This window comes from Tateyamaria algicola (assembly GCF_047715485.1).
Taxonomy (GTDB): Bacteria; Pseudomonadota; Alphaproteobacteria; order Rhodobacterales; family Rhodobacteraceae; genus Tateyamaria.
In genome coordinates, this window is sequence record NZ_CP180422.1 from 1,050,257 (window position 1) to 1,075,600 (window position 25,344).

The 25,344-nt window shown below is 63.8% G+C and carries 28 protein-coding genes; 23 read left to right on the forward strand and 5 right to left on the reverse strand.

Translation table 11 applies throughout. The features are described from left to right. Window positions 1-45 precede the first annotated feature (45 nt). From ACMHLQ_RS07535 to ACMHLQ_RS07570, 8 genes are all read left to right on the forward strand, one after another. Entirely contained in the window at window positions 46-390 is a 345-nt protein-coding gene (locus ACMHLQ_RS07535) for an ArsR/SmtB family transcription factor (RefSeq protein ID WP_415404165.1), read from the forward strand. After that, window positions 383-1,414: a permease gene (locus ACMHLQ_RS07540; RefSeq protein ID WP_415404166.1), complete on the forward strand. Its 1,032-nt coding sequence runs from the start codon at window positions 383-385 to the stop codon at window positions 1,412-1,414. The genes ACMHLQ_RS07535 and ACMHLQ_RS07540 overlap by 8 nt, the downstream gene beginning before the upstream one ends. Window positions 1,415-1,717: 303 nt before the next feature. Beyond that, window positions 1,718-2,377 (forward strand): ABC transporter ATP-binding protein, encoded by a 660-nt coding sequence (locus ACMHLQ_RS07545; protein WP_415404167.1) that lies wholly within the window; start codon window positions 1,718-1,720, stop codon window positions 2,375-2,377. Then, complete coding sequence (locus tag ACMHLQ_RS07550; RefSeq protein ID WP_415404168.1) at window positions 2,355-4,040, forward strand: capsule biosynthesis protein; 1,686 nt, start codon at window positions 2,355-2,357, stop codon at window positions 4,038-4,040. The genes ACMHLQ_RS07545 and ACMHLQ_RS07550 overlap by 23 nt, the downstream gene beginning before the upstream one ends. 1 nt (window position 4,041) lies before the next feature. Further along, window positions 4,042-4,875, forward strand: coding sequence for a 3-deoxy-8-phosphooctulonate synthase (gene kdsA / locus ACMHLQ_RS07555; RefSeq protein ID WP_415404169.1), 834 nt, complete (start codon window positions 4,042-4,044; stop codon window positions 4,873-4,875). A gap of 12 nt (window positions 4,876-4,887) precedes the next feature. Further along, window positions 4,888-6,384 (forward strand): phosphomannomutase/phosphoglucomutase, encoded by a 1,497-nt coding sequence (locus ACMHLQ_RS07560; protein ID WP_415404170.1) that lies wholly within the window; start codon window positions 4,888-4,890, stop codon window positions 6,382-6,384. 103 nt (window positions 6,385-6,487) lie between these two features. Next, window positions 6,488-7,330 carry a hypothetical protein gene (locus ACMHLQ_RS07565; protein ID WP_415404171.1) on the forward strand — a complete coding sequence of 281 codons (843 nt, stop codon included), beginning with the start codon at window positions 6,488-6,490 and terminating at the stop codon, window positions 7,328-7,330. A gap of 31 nt (window positions 7,331-7,361) precedes the next feature. After that, the gene (locus ACMHLQ_RS07570) at window positions 7,362-9,398 is read left to right on the forward strand and encodes a peptidoglycan-binding protein (protein WP_415404172.1); all 2,037 of its coding nucleotides are present in this window, start codon (window positions 7,362-7,364) and stop codon (window positions 9,396-9,398) included. Window positions 9,399-9,570: 172 nt separating this feature from the next. Here the strand turns inward: ACMHLQ_RS07570 and ACMHLQ_RS07575 are convergent, their stop codons facing one another. Beyond that, window positions 9,571-11,538 carry an AsmA family protein gene (locus ACMHLQ_RS07575; RefSeq protein ID WP_415404173.1) on the reverse strand — a complete coding sequence of 656 codons (1,968 nt, stop codon included), beginning with the start codon at window positions 11,536-11,538 and terminating at the stop codon, window positions 9,571-9,573. 103 nt (window positions 11,539-11,641) lie between these two features. Between ACMHLQ_RS07575 and rimO the strand changes: the two genes are divergently transcribed. The 5 genes from rimO to trhA all read left to right on the forward strand — a co-directional run bounded on the left by rimO (window position 11,642) and on the right by trhA (window position 14,855). After that, the gene (rimO, locus tag ACMHLQ_RS07580; protein WP_415404174.1) at window positions 11,642-13,012 is read left to right on the forward strand and encodes a 30S ribosomal protein S12 methylthiotransferase RimO; all 1,371 of its coding nucleotides are present in this window, start codon (window positions 11,642-11,644) and stop codon (window positions 13,010-13,012) included. Between the two features lie 70 nt (window positions 13,013-13,082). Continuing rightward, complete coding sequence (locus ACMHLQ_RS07585) at window positions 13,083-13,322, forward strand: CDGSH iron-sulfur domain-containing protein (RefSeq protein WP_415404175.1); 240 nt, start codon at window positions 13,083-13,085, stop codon at window positions 13,320-13,322. Window positions 13,323-13,390: 68 nt separating this feature from the next. Continuing rightward, entirely contained in the window at window positions 13,391-13,741 is a 351-nt protein-coding gene (locus ACMHLQ_RS07590; protein WP_415404176.1) for a hypothetical protein, read from the forward strand. A gap of 52 nt (window positions 13,742-13,793) precedes the next feature. Next, window positions 13,794-14,174: a thiol-disulfide oxidoreductase DCC family protein gene (locus tag ACMHLQ_RS07595; RefSeq protein WP_415404177.1), complete on the forward strand. Its 381-nt coding sequence runs from the start codon at window positions 13,794-13,796 to the stop codon at window positions 14,172-14,174. Window positions 14,175-14,198: 24 nt separating this feature from the next. Further along, the gene (gene trhA, locus ACMHLQ_RS07600; protein WP_415404178.1) at window positions 14,199-14,855 is read left to right on the forward strand and encodes a PAQR family membrane homeostasis protein TrhA; all 657 of its coding nucleotides are present in this window, start codon (window positions 14,199-14,201) and stop codon (window positions 14,853-14,855) included. On the opposite strand, the gene ACMHLQ_RS07605 is transcribed toward trhA, so the two are convergent. Both ACMHLQ_RS07605 and ACMHLQ_RS07610 read right to left on the reverse strand, forming a co-directional pair. Next, the gene (locus ACMHLQ_RS07605; RefSeq protein WP_415404179.1) at window positions 14,844-15,110 is read right to left on the reverse strand and encodes a DUF6455 family protein; all 267 of its coding nucleotides are present in this window, start codon (window positions 15,108-15,110) and stop codon (window positions 14,844-14,846) included. The two genes, trhA and ACMHLQ_RS07605, sit on opposite strands and share 12 nt — an antisense overlap. 78 nt (window positions 15,111-15,188) lie before the next feature. Then, window positions 15,189-15,539 (reverse strand): YigZ family protein, encoded by a 351-nt coding sequence (locus ACMHLQ_RS07610; protein ID WP_415404180.1) that lies wholly within the window; start codon window positions 15,537-15,539, stop codon window positions 15,189-15,191. Between the two features lie 93 nt (window positions 15,540-15,632). Here ACMHLQ_RS07610 and ACMHLQ_RS07615 point away from each other — a divergent pair, with 93 nt between their 5' ends. Next, window positions 15,633-15,911 (forward strand): CBU_0592 family membrane protein, encoded by a 279-nt coding sequence (locus tag ACMHLQ_RS07615; protein ID WP_415404181.1) that lies wholly within the window; start codon window positions 15,633-15,635, stop codon window positions 15,909-15,911. Here ACMHLQ_RS07615 and ACMHLQ_RS07620 read toward each other — a convergent pair. Next, window positions 15,908-16,630 carry a M48 family metallopeptidase gene (locus ACMHLQ_RS07620; RefSeq protein WP_415404182.1) on the reverse strand — a complete coding sequence of 241 codons (723 nt, stop codon included), beginning with the start codon at window positions 16,628-16,630 and terminating at the stop codon, window positions 15,908-15,910. The two genes, ACMHLQ_RS07615 and ACMHLQ_RS07620, sit on opposite strands and share 4 nt — an antisense overlap. A 124-nt stretch (window positions 16,631-16,754) precedes the next feature. Between ACMHLQ_RS07620 and ACMHLQ_RS07625 the strand changes: the two genes are divergently transcribed. From ACMHLQ_RS07625 to ACMHLQ_RS07635, 3 genes are all read left to right on the forward strand, one after another. Beyond that, window positions 16,755-16,997: a hypothetical protein gene (locus ACMHLQ_RS07625; protein WP_415404183.1), complete on the forward strand. Its 243-nt coding sequence runs from the start codon at window positions 16,755-16,757 to the stop codon at window positions 16,995-16,997. A gap of 57 nt (window positions 16,998-17,054) precedes the next feature. Continuing rightward, the gene (locus ACMHLQ_RS07630; RefSeq protein ID WP_415404184.1) at window positions 17,055-17,915 is read left to right on the forward strand and encodes a branched-chain amino acid aminotransferase; all 861 of its coding nucleotides are present in this window, start codon (window positions 17,055-17,057) and stop codon (window positions 17,913-17,915) included. An 81-nt stretch (window positions 17,916-17,996) separates the two neighbouring features. Next, complete coding sequence (locus ACMHLQ_RS07635; protein WP_415404185.1) at window positions 17,997-18,452, forward strand: universal stress protein; 456 nt, start codon at window positions 17,997-17,999, stop codon at window positions 18,450-18,452. A 10-nt stretch (window positions 18,453-18,462) separates the two neighbouring features. Here ACMHLQ_RS07635 and ACMHLQ_RS07640 read toward each other — a convergent pair whose 3' ends face one another. Continuing rightward, window positions 18,463-20,292: a Hint domain-containing protein gene (locus ACMHLQ_RS07640; protein ID WP_415404186.1), complete on the reverse strand. Its 1,830-nt coding sequence runs from the start codon at window positions 20,290-20,292 to the stop codon at window positions 18,463-18,465. Window positions 20,293-20,477: 185 nt separating this feature from the next. Between ACMHLQ_RS07640 and ACMHLQ_RS07645 the strand changes: the two genes are divergently transcribed. The 6 genes from ACMHLQ_RS07645 (at window position 20,478) to ACMHLQ_RS07670 (ending at window position 25,343) form a co-directional block, all read left to right on the forward strand. Continuing rightward, complete coding sequence (locus tag ACMHLQ_RS07645; protein ID WP_415404187.1) at window positions 20,478-21,041, forward strand: NifU family protein; 564 nt, start codon at window positions 20,478-20,480, stop codon at window positions 21,039-21,041. A gap of 43 nt (window positions 21,042-21,084) precedes the next feature. After that, on the forward strand, window positions 21,085-21,456 hold the full coding sequence (locus ACMHLQ_RS07650) for a GFA family protein (RefSeq protein ID WP_415404188.1): 372 nt from the start codon (window positions 21,085-21,087) through the stop codon (window positions 21,454-21,456). After that, a complete protein-coding gene (gene tsaB, locus ACMHLQ_RS07655) occupies window positions 21,453-22,028 on the forward strand; it encodes a tRNA (adenosine(37)-N6)-threonylcarbamoyltransferase complex dimerization subunit type 1 TsaB (protein WP_415404189.1) in 576 nt (191 codons plus the stop codon). The genes ACMHLQ_RS07650 and tsaB overlap by 4 nt, the downstream gene beginning before the upstream one ends. Beyond that, complete coding sequence (locus tag ACMHLQ_RS07660; RefSeq protein ID WP_415404190.1) at window positions 22,025-22,459, forward strand: GNAT family N-acetyltransferase; 435 nt, start codon at window positions 22,025-22,027, stop codon at window positions 22,457-22,459. Before tsaB ends, ACMHLQ_RS07660 begins: the two co-directional genes overlap by 4 nt. Window positions 22,460-22,669: 210 nt before the next feature. Then, window positions 22,670-23,665, forward strand: a complete 996-nt coding sequence (locus ACMHLQ_RS07665) for a BMP family lipoprotein (RefSeq protein ID WP_415404191.1) — start codon at window positions 22,670-22,672, stop codon at window positions 23,663-23,665. A 76-nt stretch (window positions 23,666-23,741) separates the two neighbouring features. Beyond that, window positions 23,742-25,343 (forward strand): ABC transporter ATP-binding protein, encoded by a 1,602-nt coding sequence (locus tag ACMHLQ_RS07670; RefSeq protein ID WP_415404192.1) that lies wholly within the window; start codon window positions 23,742-23,744, stop codon window positions 25,341-25,343. Window position 25,344: the final 1 nt, after the last annotated feature.

Genomic DNA, 25,344 nt, shown 5'->3' on the forward strand with positions numbered 1-25,344 from the left:
AAATAAAACTTGCGCGATTCCGATCACTTCGATATTTCTAGAATCATGAAAATGAAAAGCCCCCAACCCCTCGACCTCACCCGCGCCGCTGCGGCTTTTGCCGCGCTCGGCTCTGAACAACGGCTGTCGGTCCTGCGCACGCTGGTGCGCGCCGGGCCAGACGGGCTCAGCATCGGCGAACTCGGAGACCGCACAGGCGTCACCGGATCGACACTGACCCATCACATGAAAATTCTGGCGACCGCAGGGTTGGTTACACAGGCCCGTCAGGGCCGTTCGATCATCTGCGCCGCCGTCGCCTTTGACGAGGTCGAAAGCCTCTCGAACTTCCTGCTCACTGAATGCTGCGCCGACAGTGCGCACCCGGACAAGGATCACACCCATGGCTGACACGACAACTTCTGCGCCCTCACCCAGCTGGCTGGCGCGGCTCGACCGCGTGTGGCTGGCCGTCGGGGCCATCATCCTGCTGGTTGCCCTGCTCGACTTTGCACGGGTGGACGATGTGGTGATCTTTGCGGGCAAGGCCCTGGCCGGCACCCTGCCCTTCATCACCTTCGCGGTGCTGGCGATCGCCTATCTCAAGGCCACAGGCGCCGAAAACCTGCTGGCCAAGGCGTTCGAGGGGAACCCGGCGCGCATGATCATCATGGCCGCGCTTCTCGGTGGCCTCTCCCCCTTCTGCTCTTGCGAGGTGATCCCCTTCATCGCCGCCCTGCTCGCCGTGGGCGCGCCGCTGGGGGCCGTGATGGCCTTCTGGCTCGCCTCGCCCCTGATGGACCCGGCCATGTTCGCGATCACCACGGGCGCCATCAGCCTCGACTTTGCGCTGGCCAAGACGGCAGCAGCCGTGGCCCTGGGCATGTTCGGCGGCTTTGGGACGTTGCTGCTGGCAGGCACACCCGTCTTCACCAATCCTTTGCGTGAAAAGCCTGCGGTGGGGGGCTGTTGCGGGGTCAAGGCACCGTTCTCGGCCAAGCCCGTCTGGGCATTCTGGAGCGACAGCGACCGCGTGAAAATCTTCCGCTCCGCAGGCCTCGACAACGCGGTCTTCCTGCTGAAATGGCTGACGCTGGCCTATGTGATCGAAGGGCTGATGGTCTATTACATGCCCGCCGACCTGATCGCGAACATCCTTGGTGGCACCGGTCTGGGCACCATCCTGCTGGGTGCGCTCGTGGGCATGCCCGCCTACCTCAACGGTTACGCAGCGGCCCCGCTGATCGGCGATCTGCTGGATCAGGGAATGGCGAACGGCGCCGCGATGTCCTTCATGATCGCGGGCGGCGTCAGCTCGATCCCCGCCGCCATCGCGGTCTGGGCGCTGGTGAAACCGCGCGTCTTTGCCGCTTACCTGGGCTTTGCGCTTACCGGTTCGGTACTGGCCGGGATCGCGTGGCAGGTGATCGCCTGAAAAAAACGGGGCCGCGCACGCAAAACTGAAGGCTGCGTGAGGTTTCGCGCCAGCGCACCCCGCCAGACGCCCGCAAACCCAAACGCACACACCCGAAACGCCCCGCTCACGACACCGTGGACGGGGCGTTTGCGCTGTTTATTATGCCGCAACAGTGCCCCGCCACTCCTGTACATTTGTTTCAAATTTGGACATAATGTCGCCTAAGTCGGTGATTAGACCGTTAACACACCTCTGGTAAGGAGGGTTTCGGTTCCCCACCTCCATGGCAGGGGCAGAGCAGCACACCGCGGAGCAACGGGGATGCTAGAGTTTGAAAACGTATCCAAGTCCTTCTGGACGGGCACACAGCGCAAGGTGATCCTTGACCGTGTGTCCTTCCGGGTGGAACTCGGCCACTCCTTCGGGGTGCTGGCCCCCAACGGGACGGGCAAAACGACGCTGATCAACATGATGGCGGGCCTGGAAAAACCGGATGAGGGCGAAATCCGGCGGATGTGCAACATCTCGTTCCCGCTGGGCTTCATGGGCGGGGTGATCCCCAAGATCTCGGCCCACGAAAACAGCCGCTATATCGCCCGGCTCTACGGGCTTGATCCCGACTATGTCGAGAGCTTCTGCCGCTGGCTCTGCAACCTGGGCGAATATTTCGACCAGCCCATCGGCACCTATTCCTCGGGCATGCGGGCGCGCTTTTCCTTTGCGCTGATGCTCGCGCTCGACTTTGACATTTATCTGATCGACGAGGGGATGCCATCCTCGACAGACGTCGATTTCAACCGCAAAGCGGGGGAGGTGTTGCAGGAACGGCTGCGCACCACCACCATCATCATCGTGTCACACCAGGCGCAAACGCTCGAGAAATTTGCGCGCTCTGCGGCTGTCCTGCTGGACGGCAAACTGCATATGTTCGACACCTTGGAAGAGGCAAAACGGCTCTATGACTACGAAACCCAAGGCTAGAAAATTCCGCATCAAACGCACCGCACCTGCCCTGGGCAGTGCCGCCGCCGCCCAAGACGCGCGCGCGGAGAGCGACGCCGCTGCGGAACAGCCCAGCCCGCAACCCCAACCCGCGCCACAGGCCCCCGCCGCAACGGGCGAGGTTGCCTCGGCCAGCCAGGTGGCCAGCGAAAACTCGATCGACGCGATCCGCAAGGAAGGTCTGACAGGTCGCCAGTTGCGCATGGCCCGCCGGGTCGCGCAAAAACACAACCTGCCCGCCACCTCCGACTTCGACGCGGTGCGCCTGCTGCGCGCGCAAGGAATCGACCCGTTCCAACGCTCCAACATGCTGGAACTTGTGGTGCCGCAGGCCGGTGCCGAACCCCATGAGGGCGGCGCGCCAGACGCTTTCGCCAATCTGCCCGCCACCGCAGGCGGGGCCGGAGCGGCGCAACAGGGCAAGGTGCAACTGCCCCAGACCATCCCGGCCAAGAAACAGCAACTGCCCTCGACCGAGGTCAGCCCCGCCGACCGCCGCGCCCAGGAAATCCAGAACATCCAGCGCGATATCGGGCGGCGTCGGCGCAAGAAAATGGGGCTGCTGTTGGTGCGGCTTGCCTTTTTCGTGGCGCTGCCGACCTTCCTTGCGGGTTATTACTATTACGTCATCGCAACGCCGATGTATGCGACCAAATCCGAATTCCTGATCATCCAGAACGAGGGGTCGGGCGGCGCCGGGCCCCTGGGTGGGCTGCTGCCGACGCAATTCGCGACCAACTCCGACAGTATCGCGGTACAGGGCTTCCTCCAGTCAAAGGACGCCATGTTGCGGCTGGACCAGGACGTGGGATTCAAATCGCACTTTACCCAGGACTGGATCGACCCGATCCAACGGCTCAGCGAAGATCCCAGCAATGAAGAGGCCTACAAAGCCTACAAGAAGAACGTCAAAATCGGCTATGATCCGACCGAGGGCATGATCCGGATGGAGGTGGCGGCCGCCGATCCGCAAATCTCTGCGGACTTCTCGCGCCAACTGATCAACTATGCCGAAGACCGGGTGAACAACCTTTCGGCGCAGAAACGCGACGACCAGATGTCGGACGCCCGCGAAGGGTTCGAACGGGCCGAGGCCGAGCGGCGCAATGCGCAAGAAGACCTCGTGCGACTCCAGATCGAAGGGGCCACGCTCGACCCCGAAGGCGTGATCGCGTCCTTGCGCACCCAGATCGGGCAGCTTGAAACCCAGATCATCGAAAAGCGGATCGAATTGTCGAGCCTGCTGAACAACGCTCGCCCCAACCAGTCCCGCGTGGACGGCGCACGCGGCACATTGCAAATCCTCGAGGAACAGTTGGCGCTGCTCAATGCCAAGATGACGGATGTCTCGCAGGGCGAAAACTCCCTGGCCGAACTGGCCGCCCGCATCCAGATTGCGCAGGCCGACCTCGCCGCGCGCGACATGATGATGCAATCGGCCTTGCAACAGATGGAACAGGCCCGGGTCGAGGCGTCGCGCCAGGTGCGTTACCTCACCGTGGCCGTTGAACCCATCGCCAGCCAGGAACCGTCCTATCCCCGCGCATTCGAAAACACGATCTTGGCATTCCTCGTCTTTGCAGGCATCTACCTGATGATCTCGCTCACCGCGTCGATCCTGCGCGAACAGGTAACCAGCTAAGATGAAACACGTCCCAATCGCCAACCTCTCGGTCGGCAATGACCAGCCCCTCACGATCATAGCGGGCCCATGCCAGCTGGAATCGGCGGACCACGCCCAGATGGTCGCGGGCGTGATGAAAGAGGCCTGCGCCGCCGTCGGCGCGCAGTACATTTTCAAGTCGTCCTTTGACAAGGCCAACCGCACCTCGGCAGACGCCTCGCGCGGGCTGGGGATGGACAAGGGGCTGGCAGTACTGTCCGACCTGCGCAAGGCGCTCGATGTGCCCGTGCTGACAGATGTGCACAAGGAAAGCCAATGCGCCCCCGCGGCCGAGGCTGTCGACGTGCTGCAAATCCCCGCCTATCTCTGCCGCCAGACCGATCTGCTGATCGCGGCAGGTGAATCCGGCGCGGTGATCAACGTGAAAAAGGGGCAATTCCTTGCCCCTTGGGACATGGCCAATGTCGCGGCCAAGATCGCAAGCACCGGCAACGACAAGATCATGCTGACCGAACGCGGCGCCTCCTTTGGGTACAACACGCTGGTCACCGACATGCGGTCCCTGCCGCAGATGGCGCAGACCGGTTATCCCGTGATCATGGATGCCACGCATTCGGTGCAGCAACCCGGCGGGCTTGGCGGCTCTTCGGGCGGACAGCGCGAACTGGCCCCGGTCATGGCGCGCGCGGCTGCCGCGATCGGCGTTGCCGGCATCTTCATGGAGACGCATCAGGATCCCGATACGGCCCCCTGCGATGGGCCCAACATGATCTACCTCGATCAGATGCCCGCCCTCGTGGCCATGCTGATGCAGCTCGACACATTGGCCAAGGCCAATCCGATCACTCTGTAAGACCCGGCCCACATGCGCACACCAACCCCCACCGTGACACCGAACACGTGGGCGTTCATGCGCGATCCGATGATCGCGGCCTCGGGTTTTCGTGAATATGACTGCCGCTGGAAGTATCCCGAACAGATCAACCTGCCGGGGGTGACCGCGCTGGGTCTGGGTTTGGGTGCCCAGATGCACCGGCGCGGGATCAAGCCGGTGATCGCAGTGGGCAACGACTACCGCGACTATTCGCTGGCAGTCAAAAATGCGCTGATCCTGGGGCTGATACAGGCGGGCATCCAGGTGCGCGATATCGGCCCGGCGCTGTCGCCCATGGCCTATTTCAGCCAGTTCCACCTCGATGCGCCCGCCGTCGCCATGGTCACCGCCAGCCACAATCCAAACGGCTGGACCGGGGTCAAGATGGGCTTTGACCGCCCCCTCACCCACGGCCCCAACGAGATGAGCGAGCTGCGCGAGATCGTGCTGTCGGGCCGGGGCGAGGCGCGTCCGCGCGGCGGCTATACCTTTGTCCCCGGCGTGCAAGAGGCCTATCTCGACGATCTCGTCGGCGATTTCCGATTGTCCCGTCCGCTCAAAGTGGTGTGCGCCACCGGCAATGGCACGGCCGGGGCCTTCGCCCCGCACCTGCTCGAACGGATCGGGGCCGAGGTGATCCACCGCCACACCGCGCTCGACTACACCTTTCCCAACTACAACCCCAACCCCGAAGCGATGGAGATGCTGCACGACATGGCCGACGCCGTGCGTGCCTCGGGCGCGGATTTCGCGCTGGGGTTCGACGGGGACGGCGACCGCTGCGGCGTGGTTGATGACAGGGGGGTCGAGATTTTCTCGGACAAGGTCGGCGTCATCCTCGCCCGCGACCTGATCAAACAGCACCCCGGCGCGACCTTCGTGGCGGATGTGAAATCCACCGGCCTTTTCGCCTCCGACCCCGAACTGCTGAGGCACGGGGCCAAGGTCGACTACTGGAAAACCGGGCACAGCCACATGAAACGGCGGGTCAAGGACCTGGGCGCGCTGGCAGGGTTCGAGAAATCGGGCCACTACTTCCTCAACACTCCCGTCGGGCGGGGCTATGACTGCGGGATGCGGATCGCGGTCGAACTGTGCAAGCTGATGGACCGCAACCCGGATGCCCGGATGTCCGACCTCTATGCCGCGCTGCCCACCACATACGCCACGCCCACCATGGCGCCCTATTGCGCGGATGACGAAAAATACGACACGCTCGCGCGGATCGTGGCCAGGCTGCAGGCGATGGCCGAGGCGGGCCAGACCATCGCCGGGCGCGCCATCGAACAGATCATCACGGTCAACGGCGCGCGCGTCCAGCTTGCGGGCGGGGGCTGGGGCCTCGTGCGCGCCTCGTCCAACACCCCCAACCTCGTCGTGGTGTGCGAAAGCCCGCAGTCGGACGCCGAAATGCGCGCCATTTTCAAAGATCTGGACGCCGTCATTCGCACCGAACCCGGCGTCGGCGACTACGACCAAACCCTGTAAAACCATACGCCCCGGACTGGCCAGACACTCGCACGCTTGTTTTTGAACATCCTTCAACGTAGGATTGAACGCACTTTAGCGACCGATTTTAGCTGGATAATTCATGATACGACGATTTGCCCCCCTCCTCCTTCTGGTTGGACTTCTCTGCGCATGCTCATACGGCGCCGCTGAATTTCAGGCCTACAGACAGGCCTTTGAAATCCAGTATATCGAAGGGGAAAAGGTGCTCGACCAGGTGGGCAGCGCCGAACGCAAACTGGTCGCCCAGCAATTCAGCCGCAAACCCGGCATCCGCGACTTCGACCCGGACGAGGCGCGCTATTACCTCAAGGTCGGCGATCCGCCCCTCACCGGCGCCATCCGCGCCGGCCTCACCGCGCTCAAGGATTACAACGACGCGCTCTCGGGCCTCGTCACGGGCGAGGCAGCGGCAGCCGTGCGCGGCGAACTCACCTCGGCCAACACCGCCCTCAAGACCTCGCTCAGCGCCCTGGGGGGCGCGGCAGGCGTCAATGTCGCGCTGGTCGAAACACTGGCCGGGGGCATCGGCAAGGTCATCCCGATCCTCGAACTGCTCGAACAGGCCCAGAACCGCGCCGATTTCCGCGAACAACTGGTCAAAGCACACCCCGACATGAAGGCGCTGCTGCTGACCCTGCGCAAGGGGACGCCGCAGATGTTCGAGGTCGTGCAGCTTGGCTATACCAAGATCGGCGGGCTGGGCGGCGGTGACGGGGTCAGCGGCGACAACCGCGTCCGGCTCGAAGAATTCCGCGCCCTGTTGGCCGGTTGGGTCATCCTGCTCGATCAATCCATCATTGCCATGGACCAGGCCGTCGTGGCCGTCGCCACCCAGTCCAACGGCCCAGATTTGACGTCCCTTATTGCCGCATCCGTCGAAATCGAAATCCTCGCGGAGGCGATCAAGACAGCACGAAATTAAGTCCAATCCATTTTTCAAAGGGAGGTGATCCATGGATCGGGATCAATTGAAACAACAGCTTATGACCATGCGGCGGTCTCTCGAAGCACCGTGGGCAGCCGCCAAGGCCGCAGGCGACACCGCCGAAATGCAGCGGCTCGAAGGGATCGCGGCGGAAATCGACGAATTGCGCATCGACCTGGCCCTGATGGGGCTGGCCGAACTCGCCGCCGAAGTGACCAGCATCCGGGCCAAGATCGACGGCCACGCCGCCAATCTCGACAACCTGCAGGGCGGCGCACTGTCCCAGATCAAACAGGCGATCGAGGATATCTTTGCCCAAACCTCGGAAGAGGCGGTATCGGCCCCGCCCGTGGCCAGCCCCACGGTCGACACCCCTGTCGTCGCGGCCCCCATCGTCGACGCACCGGCGCCAGCAGCCCCCGCACCGGCAGCCCCCGCCGACCCCGCACCGGCCCCTGCCCCCGTCATTGTCGCCCCACCCACGACATCCGGCCAGTTGATCCTGACCGACGCGCACATGATCGCGCTTTGGCGCCGCTCGCTCTTTCCCATCGACAACACCCGGCTCACCGTCTTTGGCCTGCGCGGGTGCCGCCCGGTGGACTTTGCAGGCACGGGCCTTGCCGCGGGCCATGAAATCGTGATGACGCCCGTGGATTACCGCGTGATGAAATGCGCCGTCGGCCATTGGAAACCCGGCGAGGGGCTCGCGCTGTTCCCCGGCTCGACCGTGCCTTACGGTCCCGTCGTCTCGTCCAAAGTGTCCAACAACGGCGTCGGCGTGAACCAGATGGGGCGCGGGCGCTACAGCCGCTACGTGGCGGGCTGGCACAAGCGCAGCGAGGGCGCGGGCGGCCACTGGGCCCTGCGCCAGGAATGCGCGATCACGATCCAGCGCACCGGCAACGATTCCGATTTCGACCTGTCCGACCGGTGGGAGGTCGGGCGCATCGCGGGCGACAACATCCACTGCGCCTTTCACATGGGCGTCGATGGCAACCCGGCTGATGCCAAATTCTCCTCCGCCGGATGCCAGACCATCGCAGGCACCGTCAAAAAGGGCGTGCCGGGATCCGAGGTTGGCCCCTACAAAGGCTTCATCGCGCCCTTTGCCGACCGCCTCGGCATGCAAAAGGAAACGCAATACGTCCTCTTTGACGCCGAAGAGGCGCAGATGATGATCCGCACCCACTGCGCGGGCAAAACGGTTCTGCTCCGCTTTGGATCGTTTGGCCCGTTGGTCGAGGATTTGCAAAAGGCACTGAACCGCAATGGCGCGCATCTGACGGTCGATGGCGATTTTGGCCCCGGCACCTTCCAGGCCGTGATTGATTTCCAGACCCGCGTGTTCGGCACCGAAGCCGACGATGGCGTCGTGGGCCCCGGCACGGCGGGCAAACTGGGGATGACCCTGCCGCCGTTTGACTTTGATGACGCGATCAATGGCGGCCCGGGCCACGCAGGCCCTTCAGGCCCGCCAGCCGGCGCCGACACGCCCGGCACCATGTTCCCCAGTGATCCCCCGGCGGCCGCCTCGGGTGAGGCCATCGCCTTTGGCGCGATCACGCGCGACAAGCACGGGCAGGCCTTCAACGACAAGGTCATCGCCATCTCGACACGGCTCAAATGCGATCCCAACCACCTGATGGCGGTGATGGCCTTTGAAACGGGCGAGAAATTTACGCCCGACGTCAAGAACGCGGCTGGCAGCGGCGCGACCGGCTTGATCCAGTTCATGCCCGCCACCGCGCGCGGTCTTGGCACCACCACGGCCAAGCTGGCGCAGATGACGGCCGTCGACCAGCTCGACTTTGTCGAGGCGCATTTCAAGAGCGTTGTGGGCAGTCGCGCGATGCCATCGCTGTCGGATGTCTACATGGCCGTTCTGCTGCCCGTCGCCGTGGGCAAGCTCGACAGCCACGTGCTGTTTCGCGAAGGCACGCGGGCCTATGATCAGAACCGTGGGCTCGACAAGAACCGAAATGGCCGCATCACCAAGGCCGAAGCCGCGGGCAAGGTGCAGGACAAGCTGGAACTGGGCATGAAAACCGGTCGCTTCGGCTAGCGATTTCGGGCGGTTGCCGCGACCGCCCGCCTTCACGGGCAGCATGGCGCGTGCGTGGTTAAAATCACGTCACCGCACCGTGCGATCCGGCAGGGGGTTGATTCGGCACGACAATCGCAAAACCGTCAAAAAGGCGTAACCGCACCGAACACGCTGTCCCCGCGGGGACAGATCAGTCAAACAGGCTGCGCAGCTTGTCTTTGACCTTGTCCTCGACCTTCTGTTTGGCCGCGTCCTCAAGGTCCTGGCCGGTGTCCACGACCCCCAGTTCCTCGGCCACCTTTTCGCGCACGGCTGCCTTGGCTTTGGCTTCGGCCTTGGCCTTCTCCTCTTCGATTTTCTTGTCGAGGTTCAGGTCGATCGCGGCATCGAGGTCCGGCTGGATACGCGGGTTGGCCCAAGGGCCGCGAATGCGGACCGGAATGGCGATTTCATTGCCTTCCCCGCCCCGCAGGGCGACGGGGGTAAAGGTGTAGTCGATGGTTTGTTCGCCCAAGCCCACCTGTCCGTTCCCGCGCGCCTCGTAGTTGGAAAGTTTCAGTAGCAGATCCTCGTTGCGCAGCACACCCTGCGCGATGGTCCACGACCCGCCAAGGCTGTCGAACACGGTTGTCCCGCCTCCGACCTGACCCGAGCGCATGAGCCGGTCAAGGTCGATGCCCAGGATGGTGCCCTGCCCAAAGTTGATGGCCCCCTTGCCCGACAGGGATTTCATGATCGCATCCACGCTTTGTCCCACCCCGAGAAAGGACATCTGCGCATTGGCGGCACCGGTCAGCCGCTCGATCCCTGCGGCATCCGTCAGCAGCGCCTGCATGTCGATGCCGCCCACGTTCATGTTGCCCCCGACCGACAGGCCCGAGCGGTTGTTCATCACGAACTCGCCCGTCACCGTGCCGCCATAGGCCGCAACCTCGCGCAGCTCAAAGACCATGCGGCTGTTGTCGTTGCGCAAAAGCGTGCGGGTCTGGCCCAGCTTGAATTGCCCAAGGTCGATGGAGGAAGCGGTCAGTGCGATTTGCCCGTTGAAAGCCGCAAGCCCACTGGCATCAATCCGGTCCGTGGGCCAGCCGCTGCCCGCCGGGGCGGCGGTGCCACCGCCGGTGCTGCTGCCCCCACCGGCACTGCTGCTGTCGCCTGTGGCGCTGCGCAGATCCAGCGCGCCTGCGTTCAGCTGCGCGTTGACTTCGGGCGTGCCGTTCAGGCTGATGTCAGCGGCACCGCTCAGCGCGTTGCCCCCAAGATCGGCGCGCAACTCGCGCAGGGACAGGCGGCGGTTCGCGGTCAGTGTCAGCTCGGTCTGCATGTCCACGGATTGACCCAAGCCCGATGGCAAGCCCGGTTTGGGCAGGGCGAGCGCGGCCATGAAATCATCCGTGCTGGGCATGTCGAGCGCCAGTTGCCCTGCCACGTCCCCCGCCGTGCTGCCCCGCCCCTTGAGCGAGGCCGAGCCACCCCCGGCGGTGATGGTCACGTCGATGGGTTGCACCTGCCCGGTGATGAACCCTGCAAACCCGCCAATCGTGGCGCGCACATCAACCGGTGTCCCCGCGGGGCGCAGCGTGGCCTTGATGTCGGCGGCCCCCAGACGTTCAGGCCAATCGAGCGACAGATCGACACCGGAATAGGACACCAGATCCGCCCCTTCGGCGTCATAGATCAGGGTGGCGTCCGTTACCTGCAATTTCTGAATAATCACTTCCTGCGGCGTACGCTCGGCGGGGGCGGTCTCGGTTTCGATCTGGGCTTCGCCGCTGGCATCGGTAAAGACCCAGCTTGCCCGCCCATCCGCGCGGCTTTCCAGACGGATTGTGGGGCGGGTCGCCTCGATATTGGTGATGCGGATTTCACCCGAGAGCAGCGCCATCGCATCCACGCCAATCGCCGCATTCTCGGCCGTGAGCATGGGGCCCTGCTCGGACCAGTCGGCATTGCCGACCTCCAGCCCGTCCGCCCGCACGCCCAGCACCGGCCACAGCGTCATCGACACGCCCGTGATCGACACATCGCGCCCCGTCGCCTTGCGGATCTGATCGGCGGCGATGGCCCCGATCCGGTCAGCAGGCAGAAAGAACACCGACACCACCGCCACAAGGACGAGGACAAGGACGAATCCGATAAGGCGGGTGATCCATTTCATGACAACTGCTCCGTTCTGGCGACGTGTTGATATCAGCCTAACGCAGCGCAAGGGCTGACCCCAACCCTTTTCCCGCGCGCAGAGTTCACATATGAGGCAGGTCATGAGCACAAACCCGCCCGACCTGCGCCCCGACCTCGCCCCCAGCGCGCAGATGCGCGACATTGCCCGCCCCGGCCAGCCGACCATCGGCATGGTCAGCCTGGGCTGCCCCAAGGCGCTGGTGGACAGCGAACGCATCCTCACGCGCCTGCGCGCCGAAGGCTACGGCATCTCTCCCGATTACAGCGGTGCGGATGCGGTGATCGTGAACACCTGCGGGTTTCTGGACAGCGCCAAGGCCGAGAGCCTGGAGGCGATTGGCGAGGCATTGGACGAAAACGGCAAGGTCATCGTCACGGGCTGTCTGGGGGCAGAGCCGGAATACATCACCGGCGCGCATCCCAAGGTGCTGGCCGTCACCGGGCCCCATCAATACGAACAGGTGCTGGATGCCGTGCACAGTGCGGTGCCGCCCGACCCCGATCCGTTCATCGACCTGCTGCCCGCCAGCGGGGTCAGCCTGACGCCCCGGCATTTCAGTTACCTCAAGATTTCAGAGGGCTGTAACCACAAGTGCAAGTTCTGCATCATCCCCGATATGCGCGGACGGCTGGCAAGTCGCCCGGCCCATGCGGTGATGCGCGAGGCCGAGAAACTGGTCGATGCGGGTGTGCGCGAGTTGTTGGTGATCAGCCAGGACACGTCGGCCTATGGCGTGGACATCAAACATGCCGAAGACCGCGGCCACCGCGCCCATATCACCGACCTGGCGCGCGACCTGGGGTCGCTCGGGGCGTGGGTGCGGTTGCACTATGTCTACCCTTATCCACATGTGCGCGACCTTATTCCGTTGATGGCAGAGGGCTTGGTCTTGCCATATCTCGACATTCCCTTCCAACATGCCCACACCGACACGTTGCGCCGCATGGCGCGCCCCGCAGCGGCAGAACGCACGCTGGACCGGATTGCCGAGTGGCGCGACATCTGCCCCGAGATCACTTTGCGCTCGACCTTTATCGTCGGCTATCCGGGCGAGACTGAGGCCGAATTCCAGACCCTGCTGGACTGGATGGACGAGGCGCAACTGGATCGCGTCGGCTGCTTTCAATACGAAAACGTGGAAGGTGCGCGGTCGAACGCCCTGCCCGATCACGTTGCCCCCGAGATCAAGCAAGAGCGGTGGGAGCGGTTCATGGAGAAGGCGGCGGCGATTTCCGAGGCCAAGCTGGCGGCCAAGGTGGGCCGGCGCATGGAAGTGATCGTGGACGAGGTCGACGGCGAGGCCGCCACCTGCCGGACCATGGCCGATGCGCCCGAGATCGACGGGAACCTGTTCATCGACGAGGGGTTCGCCGCATTGACGCCCGGCGATATCGTGACGGTCGAGGTGGACGAGGCGGGCGAATACGACCTGTGGGGGCGGCTGGTCTAGCCCTGTCTGGCAATTGGCTGCCATGCCGCTAGGTCTTGGGGGGCTTACCCAAGGAAAGGACCCCCGAGGCATGGCCACCCCCAAGATCGCGCAGAAAGCGCCCTATCCCGTCGATGTCGAGGCCGGAAAGACCTATTTCTGGTGTTCCTGCGGCCAATCCGCCAACCAGCCGTTTTGCGATGGGTCGCACAAGGAGACCGATTTCAACCCGGTGAAGTTCACGGCCGAGGCAGACAAGAAAGTGTTCTTTTGCGGCTGCAAGGCGAGTGACAAGGCGCCCTTGTGTGATGGATCGCACAACGCGCTTTAGCGGCGGGACTTGTAAAATTTGATGGATGTTCTATATTTGTTCTCATATCGGAGAACGGAGCGTTTCCCATGTCCTATCATGCGCATCAGCCCGGATTGTTTGACCCCGCCCAAGGCGCGCTGCCCATCGAGGCGGTTGAGCCGGCCACGGACAAGCAGATTGCCTATGCGCGCAGTCTGGCAGCAAAGTCGGGGGCAAAGCTGCCCAGTGCGCTGTTGCGTGACAAGGCAGCGCTGTCGGCCTGGATCGACCGGGCCAAGGGCGCGGTGCCCGTCAGCAGGTTTTCCGCCTATCCCAGTGCCAAGCAGGTGCAGTTTGCCGAACGCATTGCCCGCCTCAAGCGGCGCGAGATCCCGGCGGAGTGTTTCAAGGACAAGGTGATGATGTCGCGCTGGATCGACGGGAACAAACCGCGCTGAGCTGCGGCGCTTTGCCTCTTTGGGGCGCAGCGCGTTGGCTTATGTTTGCGTCATGAGTGATGACACCCGCGTTCTGTACAATGCCGACTGTCCGGTCTGCAATTTCGAGATTTCCCATTACGCCGCCTATAGCGGGCGCGAGGGTCTGGCGATCCGGTTCGAGGATCTGAACCAGGCCGAGATGGCCGATTGGGGGCTGAGCCGGGATGCGGCGGCGCGGCGTTTATACGTGCTGAAGGATGGTGAGATGTTTTCGGGCATTCCCGCCTTTATCGTGCTCTGGCGCGACATGCCGCGCTATCGCTGGCTGGCGCGTCTGGTGTCAGTGCCAGGTGTGCATTGGGCGGCGTGCAAGATCTATGATCACGTTCTGGCGCCGGTGATCTATCGCTGGCATCTTCGGCGGCTTCGCGCCACGTCAACACAAATGTGACACTTATCGGCCTAGACTGCCGGTGTGACTGACGGCAGGCTGAGCGACATGCCCTATCCCTACTCCTTACGTGAAACACTGGCCGATGCGTCGGTTCATCTGATTGGCCTGACGGCGGGTATTGCGGCGGGCGTGGTGCTGATCGTCTATGTGGCGCAGACCCATGCGGCCCCGCAGATCGCGGCGACCAGCATCTATGCGGGGATGCTGTTTTTTTCGCTCATCGCCTCGGCACTTTATCACCTGTTGCCGTGGGATCGGGCGCGCCCGGTCTTTCTGCGCATTGATCACGCGGCCATTTACCTCAAGATTGCAGGGACTTACACGCCGATTGCGGTGTTGATCGGGTCGGCCTTTGCCTATGTGGTGCTGGCTGGCGTGTGGATCGTGGCGCTGGTAGGGGCGGTGGCCAAGCTGACCTACTGGGCGGCGGATGCGCCGGGGTCGCTGCCGGTCTATCTGGGCATGGGATGGGCCAGCGTCTTGCTGATCTGGCCCATGTGGCAGACGCTGCCGCCCTTGGCCGTGGGCCTCGTTGTGGGCGGCGGGCTGCTGTATACCGCCGGAACGGTGGTCTACCGCTATCCCGACATGCGCTACCAGAACGCGGTCTGGCACGTGTTCGTGCTGGCGGCCTCGACCTGCTTTTTTGCGGCTGTGTCGGTGGCGCTATCCGCCTGAATGTGCGGCCAGGGCCGAGAACGCGCGGGCGTTGCGGCAATAGTGCGGCGCGGCCGAGACGGCGCCGACCTGTTCGGCCAGCCAGCGTTCGCAATTCTCGGTCTGGGTACAGCCCGTGCAACGCAGCACCATCTCGGAAATGTCGCCAGGGGTGATATCGCCGCGCAGCGCGACCTCTTCCAGATCGAGGCCGCGGGCCTCGGCCATGCGATCCACAAGGGCGGCGTGACGTTTGAAACGGGCAGTGTCGGTCATCTGTCGGAGTCCTTTCCTGTTGGAACGAGGGCTTGGCCCCAGCGTTCCGCAATCGGCCGCGCGCTGCCTTGATCCAGATCAAAGCGCGTCGAGATAGGCCCGCACGCAAGTCTGGACGTGGCGAAACCGGTCGCCGCCCAGATGTTTGCCACCGTACCAGCGGGTCACCACTACCAGATGATCGCGCAGGCCCTCACGTTCGAGCATGCGCAGGATCACCATGCCCGCGCCCGCCTCGCCGTCATCACCCTTGATCGGTCCGCCCGAGATCAGGTCCGCGCCCCAGGTATTGTGGGTCGCCTTGGCATAGGCCCGGTCACGTTTGAGATCGGCCAGGGCCGCATCAATGGCCGCGCGGTCCGTCACCACACAGCCCGATACGGCGTACTTTGACCCCCGGTCCAACAGGATGCGCCCCAGTTGCTTCAAGGTCAGGTATCCCCCACCCGACAGAACGGCGCGCCCATGCTAGGACGTATGTACTTTGATTTAAGACCGCATTTTTGCATCGGATTTGTCCCAATGTCTTTTCTAACGACCGTGCCTGCGCACGTGCTGGAGGCCATCGGCGTCATCGGATTTTGCCTTTACGTCATGAACTACGCACTTTTGACGTTTCATCGGCTCAACAGCAACTCGCGGCTTTACTTTGCGATCAATATCATCGCGGCATCCTGCGTGCTGATCGGCCTGGCCGCCAGCTTCAACCTCGCCGCCGCGCTGATCCAGATTTTCTGGGTCGCCATGTCGATCATCGGCCTTGTGTTGCGACTGCGGGGATCGGGCCTGCGCCCCGTCTAGAGGCCCTCTGCCGTGCGGCGCACGGTTTCGATCCGCTGCGCATTGGGCGGGTGCGTGCCAAGGAAGCGGTCGCCGGGATCGGGAATACGGTTGAAGAATTCCGACCCTCTCACCGGATCATAGCCCGCGCGCGCGGTGATCACGGTGCCCAGGGCATCTGCCTCAAGCTCGAAATCTTTGGAATAGGTACGTGCGCCCACCTGTGCCCCGATGCGCTGTGCGGATTCGATAGCACCCGGATCGCCGCCGGTCAGCGTGGCCAGACCGCCGAAAATCACCGCCCCTGCGGCTGCGTTTTCGCGTTGGCGCGCGATGTGGCCGCGCACGTGGTGCGCCGCCTCGTGCCCCATCACAAAGGCGATTTCGTCGGCGTTGCGCGCCTCTTCCAACAGGGCGATCGTGAACACCAGCACCGGGCGTTGGGTTTCGTCCAGGGTCTGAAACGCGTTGGCGGGTTGGCCGGGGCGGTCATCCACGAGGATCTTGAAGTCGCAATTCACTCCGTTCGTGCGCGCACGGCATTCGCGTTCGGCCACCGGTTCGACCCGGCCCACGACCTGCACAAAGGCGCGTTCGGCCTGCGCGCGGGTGCGCAATTCGTCCGGGACGTTCTGCACGGATGCGGGGGCGACTGTCGATGTCGGCGCAGATGTGATCACTGCCTCATCACAGGCGGCCGCAAAAAACAGCAGTGCCAGGGCAGCCATCCAACGGGTCATGTGTGCATATCCTTCTTACTCTCGATTGCGGCGCAACCTATCACGCAAATGGGGGGCTTCCAGCCCTGATCAAGCGGTTGTGTCCCCCCTTTGCAAGTCGCTGCCGATGCCATAGCGTGCCCTCATGTTTACGATTGAGCATGAATTCGACGCGACCGTGATCACACTGGTCGATGATGGCGCCGCCCCCCTGCAGGAAGACGTGGTCGTCAACAGCTTTGCCGAGGTGATCACCGTCGAACAGTTCGATCCGCGTACGGATCGTATGGTCAAGATCACGCTGTCGCCCGAACAGGTGCAGGATCTGGCCGCCGCACTGGACCTGCCCGAAGGGGTTTACAAGTTGCAGCGTGGCAGCACCCCATAAAGGTCTGGACCGATGACCTGGCTCTGCTAGCTTGGCCCGATTGAGGGAGGGCAGACTATGGCCATCGGCACACATATCCGTACGTTCTATGAGGGCGCGTGGCATGATGCGGACATCGCGATCATGCGCGCGGCAGATCACGGCAGCTGGGTCGGCTCGACCGTGTTTGACGGCGCGCGCTATTTTGACGGCCACGCCCCCGACCTCGAGGCGCATTGCGCCCGTGTGAACCGATCCGCCGAAGCGTTGATGATCACCCCCACCATGGCCACCGACGACATCGTCGCCGCCGTGCGCGAGGGGCTGGCCGCCTATGGGCCGGGCGAGGCGGTCTATATCCGGCCAATGTATTGGGGGCTGGATGGCGATCCCTCGGGCATCGTGCCCCAGGCCGGGACGACCGGCTTTGCCATATGCCTCGAGGCGGTGCCGATGGCCGCACAGGGTGCGTCGACCACGCTGGGCCGCACCCGGTTTCGCCGCCCGGTGATCGAGGACAATGTGGTCAATGCCAAGGCGGGCTGCCTGTATCCCAACAACGCCCGCATGCTGGCCGAGGTGCGCCGCCGGGGGTTCGGCAACGCGCTGGTGGCCGATGCCATGGGCAACGTGGCCGAAAGCGCGACCGCCAACGTGTTCATGGTCAAGGATGGCGTTGTGTTCACCCCCATTCCCAACGGCACCTTTCTAGCCGGCATCACCCGCGCCCGCCACATGGCGAACATGCGCGCCGACGGGATGGACGTGGTCGAGACCGTGTTGTCGTTTGAGGATTTTGAAAGCGCCGACGAGGTGTTCCTGTCGGGCAACATGATGAAGGTCACGCCTGTGACGGGATTTGAGGACACCGCTTACGAAATTGGCCCGGTGACCGCCCGCGTGCGCGAGATGTATTGGGATTGGGCCGCGACGACCTGACCGCCTGCATGTCTGTGGCGCCACCATCCGGCTTGCACGGGGCGGGCCCATGCGCCATGTTCGCCTCAAAGAGGAGACATCATGCGTAAATTTCTGGTGGTGCTGGATGATAGCCGTGAGTGTCTGAATGCAATGCGTTTTGCGGCGATGCGCGCCGCGCATACGGGTGGCGGCGTGGCGATCTTGTCGGTGATCCCGCCGGATGAGTTCAATCACTGGATTGGTGTGGGTGCGGTGATGCGTGAAGAGGCGCGCGAACGGATTCACGCGCATTTCGAGGTGTTTGCCAAGTGGATGCGCGACAAGCAGGGGGTGGACCCCGAGCTGGTGATCCGCGAGGGGCAGCCTGTGGACGAGATCATCGCGCAAGTGCATGACGACGCCGAGATCGGCGTTCTGGTCCTGGGTGCCGGCACGGACAAGAAGGGCCCCGGCCCCCTTGTCACGCAAATGTCGCGCAGTGCGGGCAGCCTGCCCATCCCCATCACCATCGTGCCCGGCGATCTGAGCAAGGAAAAGCTGGAAGCCATCACCTGACCCTGCAAGGTCACGCGATTGCGCGCAGGTCCTCCACCGCAGGGGGCAAGGCGTGGAACCGTGCGATCGGGTGGACCAGGGGGCCGTAGGCCTCGGCCGCCGGTGCCGCGCGCAGTGCGGGCATCAGGTGCAGCAGGTCTTGCACCGCATCATGGCCCAGCGACAAGAGGCCCCAGGCGCCGGGATAGAAGCTCTCGCTTGCCAGTCCCCCTTCGGCGATGATCAAGTCGTGGCTTTCCAGCAGCAGGTGCACATATGTCACCGACTGGACCCCCTGCGCCACACGGACACACCCGCCCCGTATCCGGGCCAGGTGGCCCGCCCGCACCAGCACGCAGGCCCTGTTTCCGTCCCGTTGGCCCAGCGCCAGCGCGTGTTGCCGCGACACGCGCAGCGCGCGGTCATTGCCGAACGTGCCCGCAGCGATGTGGATGGGGCGCAGCAGCGGGTTGGTCGCCAGTTCGCGCGCGCCCACCTCGCGGTGGCCCGTCCAGACCACGGGGCGCAGCCCGTTGTCCCGCGTCTGGACCAGGTCGCCCGCACGGATCTGTTCGACCGGGATCGCCCCGCGCGCGGTGGCGATGCGCGTTCCGGTGGTGAAACAGGGGATGCCCGCCGCGTTCAACTGCTGGACCGAGGACATCTGCGCGGGCGACACCCCTTGCAGCACCAGTGTCTCGCCCGAGGGAAAGGTCAGCAGGGCATTGCCGCTGCCGTCATCCGTCACCACGACGTCAAAGGCGTTGATCGGGCGCCCATCGGGTGTGCGCAGGTCGGAGACGTCTATCTGGTCATTGTACTGCCCGTTCGCATCATCATCGTCGGTGTCAAAATCTGTGACGACCATATGGCCATCTTCGGTCTGGACGACGGTATCCTCGCCATAGCCGGTCTTGACAGTGTCGGTACCTGTGCCACCGCTGATCGTATCATCGCCCGAACCAGCGTCGATCGAATCGTCGCCTGACCCGCCCTCGATACTGTCGTCACCCGATCCGCCCTTGATCGTATCATCATCAGCGCCGCCATCGATCGTGTCGTTCCCGTCGCCGCCGTCGATGCTGTCAGAACCGGCATCGCCGCTCAGGCTGTCGTTTCCTTTGTCCCCCTTGATCGTGTCATCGCCGCTGCCGCCGGAAATCGTGTCATCGCCCTCGCCCCCTTCGAGCTTGTCGTTACCGGAGCCGCCGCTGATCGAGTCATTGCCGCCATCGCCCTTGATGTCGTCATTGCCTGACCCGCCCGAAAGCGTGTCGTTTCCGTCGCCGCCCCTGATATTGTCGTTGCCGCCACCACCGGAGGCCCGGTCGTTCCCACCACCGGACTCGATCTTGTCATCATCGTCGCCGGTTCTGTGATCGTCTGCATAGTCACCGCCTTTGTAGTCGTTCTGATCATCCGGATCGTCTGTGGGTGCCACAAGGCTGTCATAGCGCGGCGCGTTGCCTGCGGTGACATCGTTGGGGCCGGAATAGGCATAGGCTGTGCCCGGTGTGATCGGCCCATCCGCCACCCATCCGGAATGCACACCGTTGCTTTCGACCTTGTAGAGCGTGACGGTGTTGCCCGCCCCGTCTGTCAGCGTCCAGCTTTCCTCGAGGTAGACTTCGCCTTCTGTCAGCTGGTTGCCATTGGCATCGTACTTCTTGGCATATTGGTCGCCATCGCCCACTTCGTCATTGGCATTGTCGCCATTGAACAGGACGCCGCCATCGGACTCCTCAATCTCGTAAACGAGCGCGTCCTCGCTCGCATCGAAATCGGGATCGAGAGCCAGTTGTCCATCAGGCGTGATATAAAAGGCGTTCTGGGCGTAACCCCCAACTGTGTAATTTGCCATACCAAGGCGTCCTTGTACTTGCTTCGGCTTCTGCCTTAGCGCCCAAGACACAATGGGGAGTTAAATGGACAACTTTAGCTTTATGGTCGCAAAACCGGCCGCCCGCACAGTTTAGAACGGTTCCAAACCTTGACACTTTTGCCCCGCACCCGCATATCCAACAGTAACCCTCAGGAGATGCGCCGATGTTCATCCAGACCGAATCGACCCCGAATCCCGCCACGCTGAAATTCCTGCCCGGCCAGACCGTGCTGGAGGTTGGCACCGCAGACTTCCCCACCGCCGATGCGGCAAGCAAGTCACCGTTGGCGCAGCGCGTGTTTTCGGTGGAGGGTGTGACTGGCGTGTTTTTCGGCACGGATTTCGTCACCGTGACCAAGGCCGATGCGGTCGATTGGGACCATATCAAGCCCGCCCTGCTGGGTGCGATCATGGAGCATTTCCAGTCTGGTCAGCCGGTGATGGATGACGGCCATGCACCCGCATCCGGCCACGCAGAGCATGACGGCGAAGACGGTGTTGTCGTTGGCCAGATCAAGGAACTGCTGGACAGCCGCGTGCGCCCCGCCGTGGCGCAGGACGGTGGTGACATCACGTTCCACGGGTTTGACCGCGGCGTGGTCTACCTGCACATGCAGGGTGCCTGCGCAGGCTGCCCATCCTCTACGCTGACCCTGAAAATGGGCATCGAGAACCTGCTGCGCCACTACATTCCCGAAGTGACCGAGGTGCGCCCTGTCGCCGTCTGACACGGCCGCGTTTACGGCGCGCTGCTATTGCGGCGCGTCGCGTATGTCCTTTTCCTCTGCCCCGCACACCGTTGCCTATTGCCATTGTCGCGACTGCCGACGCTGGACGGGCGCGCCTGTCGCCGCCTTTGTCGCCTTTGACCGCGCCGCCCTGCCCGATCTGGGTGCGCCGCAGGTCCATGGGCCGGGGGTGGAGCGCTGGAATTGTCCGGGCTGCGGGTCGCCGCTGGCCGCGTGGTTCCCCTATTTGCCGGATCAGGTCTATGTCCCGATTGGCGTGATGGATCAGGCCGACGTCCTGCCCCCTGCGCTGCACAGCCATGCCGACAGCGCCCTGCCCTGGCTGCATATCGACGATACCGCCCCCCGCGAGAGCGGATCGGCGCGCGACGCGCTGTCGGAGTCCGCCCCTTGAGCGATGCCCCCCTGATCCTGGCCCTCGACACCTCCGCCGCCCATTGTGCGGCGGCCCTTGTGCGCGGTGATCAGGTGCTTGCATCGGTCGGAGAAGAGATGGCGCGCGGGCAGGCGGAACGTTTGATGGACCTTTTGGAAGAGGTTCTATCGGGTCAGGGCCATGTTTGGGGCGACCTGTCTGCGCTGGCCGTGGGCACCGGGCCGGGCAATTTTACCGGCATCCGTATTGGAGTGTCCGCGACGCGCGGCCTGGCCCTTGGCCTTGGCATTCCGGCCTATGGTGTTACCGGGTTCGAGGCCCGCGCGCGGCTTGCGCCCGAAGGCACCACCGTGGCCATTCCTGCGCCGCGCGACATGGCTTTTGTCTCGGACGGTGCTGGCCCGCGCCTTGTCCCGATAGCGGATGTGGCGCATCCGGCCCCCGCACCGCACCCAGCCGCGCTGGCGGAGGCGATTGCCGGTCATGCCGCGTATCTGTGGCTCGCACAGCCCACGGCCCCGGCCCCGTTCTATGTGCGGGCGCCGGATGCGGCCCCGGCGCGGGATCGCGCACCCACCTTGCTGCCATGACACCCGAGGCCCTTGCGGACCTGCACGGCGCCGCCTTTGTCCAGGGCCGCCCCTGGTCCGCATCCGAATTTCGCGATTTGCTCGACGGGCCGCACTGCCGCCTGACCTGCACCTCTCATGGCTTTGCCCTGTGGCGGGCCATTGCGGGCGAGGCCGAGTTGCTGACCATCGCGGTGCGCCCCGACCAGCAGGGGCGCGGTGTCGGAACGGCCCTGATGCGCGATTGGATGGCGGCGGCGGCGCAGCATGCCGACACTGCCTTTCTTGAGGTGGCGGCGGACAACCTGCCGGCCTGTGCCCTGTATACCCGTCATGGATTCGAGATCGTGGCCCGCCGACCCGGATATTACCGACGCGGCGAGGCCCGTGCGGATGCGCTTGTGATGCGCGCGCCCCTGCCTTTCCCGGCTTGCGGTGAGTCCGCAGGGTGATGCCACGCCCGGTGCGGATGGCTGGCGCACGCCCCCGCCCAAGCCTTCAGCTTCCCCCGAGGTCAAGGCCTGTATCCCTTGGCCAAATGGTCAAAAAGCGGTTGACCCCACCGTGCCCCTGCGGCCTAATCCCGTATGATCACTGCGATCCCGGGCATGTGTAGCCCTGCGGCCACTGCCCCAACCATGATAACTGGGAGATACGACACAATGACCCTGATGCAGAAATTCTTTGGCGCAACGGCTGCGCTGGCCCTGTCTGCGGGTGCGGCACTGGCCGATCCTGCGCTGATCTTTGATCTGGGCGGCAAGTTCGACAAATCCTTCAACGAAGCGGCCTTTAACGGCGCGCAACGCTGGGCCAACGAAACGGGCGGCACCTTCCGCGAGATCGAACTGCAATCGGAAGCCCAACGCGAGCAGGCCCTGCGCCGCTTTGCCGAGGCCGGGTCCAACCCCATCGTCATGGCCGGGTTCGCCTTTGCCGACGCGCTGGGTCAGGTGGCAGCCGACTATCCCGACACCAAGTTCACCATCATCGACATGGTTGTGGATGCGCCCAACGTCCGTTCGGTCGTGTTCAACGAGCATGAAGGGTCCTACCTTGTGGGCATGATGGCGGCGATGGCGTCGGAGTCCAGCACAGTCGGCTTTATCGGCGGCATGGACATCCCGCTGATCCGCAAGTTTGCCTGCGGCTACGCGCAGGGCGTCAAGGCCGTGAACGAGGACGCGACTGTCGTGGCCAACATGACCGGCACGACACCTTCGGCCTGGAATGACCCGGTGAAGGGGTCCGAGCTGACCAAGGCGCAGATTTCCCAAGGCGCTGACGTGGTCTATGCGGCTGCGGGTGGTACGGGCGTGGGCGTTCTGCAGACCGCTGCCGACGAGGGTATCCTGTCGATCGGTGTGGACAGCAACCAGAACTACCTGCACTCGGGCAAGGTCCTGACCTCGATGATGAAGCGCGTGGACAACGCGGTGTTCCAGGCCTTTACAGATGGCACAGACATGGAAACCGGGTTCCAGGTGATGGGTCTGGCCAATGGCGGGGTCGGCTATGCGCTGGATGAGCACAACGCCGAGCTGGTGACAGACGCGATGCGCAACGCGGTGGACGATGCGTCCAACAAGATCGCAAGCGGTGAGTTGGCGGTACATGACTACATGTCCGATGACAGCTGCCCCGTGCTGAACTTCTAAGCCAGCCCTTACAAGCATCGGGCCGTGCCGCATCCACTGCGGCGCGGCCCTTTTTCAAAGCCGGGAACTTGACCACATGACCGCCCCCCATCCCGCCATCGAACTCAAAGGCATTTCCAAGGCCTTCGGCCCCGTTCAGGCCAACAAGGACATCTCGATCCGGGTCATGCCCGGCACCATCCACGGGATCATCGGCGAAAATGGCGCGGGCAAATCCACGCTGATGTCCATCCTCTACGGCTTTTACAAGGCCGACGCGGGCGAAGTGTTCATCAGCGGCAACAAGACCGAAATCCCCGACAGCCAGGCCGCCATCGCGGCTGGCATCGGCATGGTGTTCCAGCACTTCAAACTGGTCGAAAACTTTACCGTCCTCGAAAACATCATCCTTGGCGCGGAAGATGGCGGCCTGCTCCGCCCGTCGCTGGCCAAGGCCCGCAAATCGCTGCTGGACCTGGAAAAGGAATACGACCTCAAGGTCGATCCGGACGCCATCATCGAAGAGATCGGCGTGGGCATGCAGCAGCGTGTCGAAATCCTCAAGGCCCTGTATCGACAGGCAAATATCCTGATCCTGGACGAGCCCACCGGCGTGCTGACCCCGGCCGAGGCCGACCAGCTGTTCCGCATCCTTGGCCGCCTCAAGGAAGAGGGCAAGACGATCATCCTGATCACCCACAAGCTGCGCGAGATCATGGATATCACCGACACTGTCAGCGTGATGCGCCGGGGCGAGATGACGGCCACGGTGAAGACCGCCGAGACGAGCCCCGAAGAACTGGCCGAGCTGATGGTGGGCCGCAAGGTGCTGTTGCGCGTGGACAAGGCCACCGCCACCCCCGGTGACGTCGTGCTGGATGTGCAGAACCTGCGCGTGGTTGACGATCAGGGGGTCGAGCGGCTGCGCGGCATCGATTTGCAGGTGCGCGCGGGCGAAATCCTGGGCATCGCGGGCGTGGCGGGCAACGGGCAATCCGAATTGCTCGAGGTGCTGGGCGGGTATGCCGATGGCACGGGCGCGATCACCCTGAACGGACAGCCTATTGATCTGACGGGAAAATACTCCGACGGCCGATCGCGCCGCGCCAATGGCATCGCCCATGTGCCCGAAGACCGGCAGCGCGAAGGGCTGATCATGGACTTTGCCGCCTGGGAAAACACAGCCTTTGGCTACCACCGCGATCCCGCCTACCAAAAGGGTCTGCTCAGCGACAATGCGGCGATCAAGGCCGAGACCCAGGCCAAGATGGACAGGTTTGACGTGCGCCCGCCGCATCCGCATCTGGCGGCCAAGAACTTTTCGGGCGGGAACCAGCAAAAGATCGTGCTGGCCCGCGAAATCGAGCGCAATCCCGACCTGTTGCTGGTCGGCCAGCCCACGCGCGGTGTGGACATCGGGGCCATCGAATTCATCCACCAGCAGATCGTCGCGCTGCGCGATCAGGGCAAGGCGATCCTGCTTGTGTCCGTGGAGCTGGAAGAAATCCTGGGCCTTGCGGATCGTGTGGCCGTCATGTTTGACGGTCAGATCATGGGTGAGCGCCTGACGGCGGAAACAGACGAAAAAGAATTGGGGCTGCTGATGGCAGGCATCACGGATACAAGCGTGCCGCATTCCATGGCCGAGATCGAAGCCAACCTCGCCGCCGCCCATGGCGACCCGCACAAGGAGATCTGAG

Bases quoted from the DNA above. Each gene is read 5' to 3' on its own strand.
- ACMHLQ_RS07670 (WP_415404192.1), top strand. From the start codon at position 23,742: ATGACCGCCCCCCATCCCGCCATCGAACTCAAAGGCATTTCCAAGGCC.
- ACMHLQ_RS07560 (WP_415404170.1), top strand. From the start codon at position 4,888: ATGCGCACACCAACCCCCACCGTGACACCGAACACGTGGGCGTTCATG.
- ACMHLQ_RS07570 (WP_415404172.1), top strand. From the start codon at position 7,362: ATGGATCGGGATCAATTGAAACAACAGCTTATGACCATGCGGCGGTCT.
- ACMHLQ_RS07615 (WP_415404181.1), top strand. From the start codon at position 15,633: ATGTCTTTTCTAACGACCGTGCCTGCGCACGTGCTGGAGGCCATCGGC.
- ACMHLQ_RS07640 (WP_415404186.1), bottom strand. From the start codon at position 20,292: ATGGCAAATTACACAGTTGGGGGTTACGCCCAGAACGCCTTTTATATC.
- ACMHLQ_RS07535 (WP_415404165.1), top strand. From the start codon at position 46: ATGAAAATGAAAAGCCCCCAACCCCTCGACCTCACCCGCGCCGCTGCG.
- ACMHLQ_RS07575 (WP_415404173.1), bottom strand. From the start codon at position 11,538: ATGAAATGGATCACCCGCCTTATCGGATTCGTCCTTGTCCTCGTCCTT.
- ACMHLQ_RS07550 (WP_415404168.1), top strand. From the start codon at position 2,355: ATGACTACGAAACCCAAGGCTAGAAAATTCCGCATCAAACGCACCGCA.
- ACMHLQ_RS07625 (WP_415404183.1), top strand. From the start codon at position 16,755: ATGTTTACGATTGAGCATGAATTCGACGCGACCGTGATCACACTGGTC.
- ACMHLQ_RS07635 (WP_415404185.1), top strand. From the start codon at position 17,997: ATGCGTAAATTTCTGGTGGTGCTGGATGATAGCCGTGAGTGTCTGAAT.
- ACMHLQ_RS07540 (WP_415404166.1), top strand. From the start codon at position 383: ATGGCTGACACGACAACTTCTGCGCCCTCACCCAGCTGGCTGGCGCGG.
- ACMHLQ_RS07590 (WP_415404176.1), top strand. From the start codon at position 13,391: ATGTCCTATCATGCGCATCAGCCCGGATTGTTTGACCCCGCCCAAGGC.
- ACMHLQ_RS07595 (WP_415404177.1), top strand. From the start codon at position 13,794: ATGAGTGATGACACCCGCGTTCTGTACAATGCCGACTGTCCGGTCTGC.
- ACMHLQ_RS07565 (WP_415404171.1), top strand. From the start codon at position 6,488: ATGATACGACGATTTGCCCCCCTCCTCCTTCTGGTTGGACTTCTCTGC.
- ACMHLQ_RS07645 (WP_415404187.1), top strand. From the start codon at position 20,478: ATGTTCATCCAGACCGAATCGACCCCGAATCCCGCCACGCTGAAATTC.
- ACMHLQ_RS07630 (WP_415404184.1), top strand. From the start codon at position 17,055: ATGGCCATCGGCACACATATCCGTACGTTCTATGAGGGCGCGTGGCAT.
- ACMHLQ_RS07650 (WP_415404188.1), top strand. From the start codon at position 21,085: ATGTCCTTTTCCTCTGCCCCGCACACCGTTGCCTATTGCCATTGTCGC.
- rimO (WP_415404174.1), top strand. From the start codon at position 11,642: ATGAGCACAAACCCGCCCGACCTGCGCCCCGACCTCGCCCCCAGCGCG.
- kdsA (WP_415404169.1), top strand. From the start codon at position 4,042: ATGAAACACGTCCCAATCGCCAACCTCTCGGTCGGCAATGACCAGCCC.
- ACMHLQ_RS07585 (WP_415404175.1), top strand. From the start codon at position 13,083: ATGGCCACCCCCAAGATCGCGCAGAAAGCGCCCTATCCCGTCGATGTC.
- ACMHLQ_RS07605 (WP_415404179.1), bottom strand. From the start codon at position 15,110: ATGACCGACACTGCCCGTTTCAAACGTCACGCCGCCCTTGTGGATCGC.
- ACMHLQ_RS07660 (WP_415404190.1), top strand. From the start codon at position 22,025: ATGACACCCGAGGCCCTTGCGGACCTGCACGGCGCCGCCTTTGTCCAG.
- ACMHLQ_RS07665 (WP_415404191.1), top strand. From the start codon at position 22,670: ATGACCCTGATGCAGAAATTCTTTGGCGCAACGGCTGCGCTGGCCCTG.
- ACMHLQ_RS07545 (WP_415404167.1), top strand. From the start codon at position 1,718: ATGCTAGAGTTTGAAAACGTATCCAAGTCCTTCTGGACGGGCACACAG.
- ACMHLQ_RS07620 (WP_415404182.1), bottom strand. From the start codon at position 16,630: ATGACCCGTTGGATGGCTGCCCTGGCACTGCTGTTTTTTGCGGCCGCC.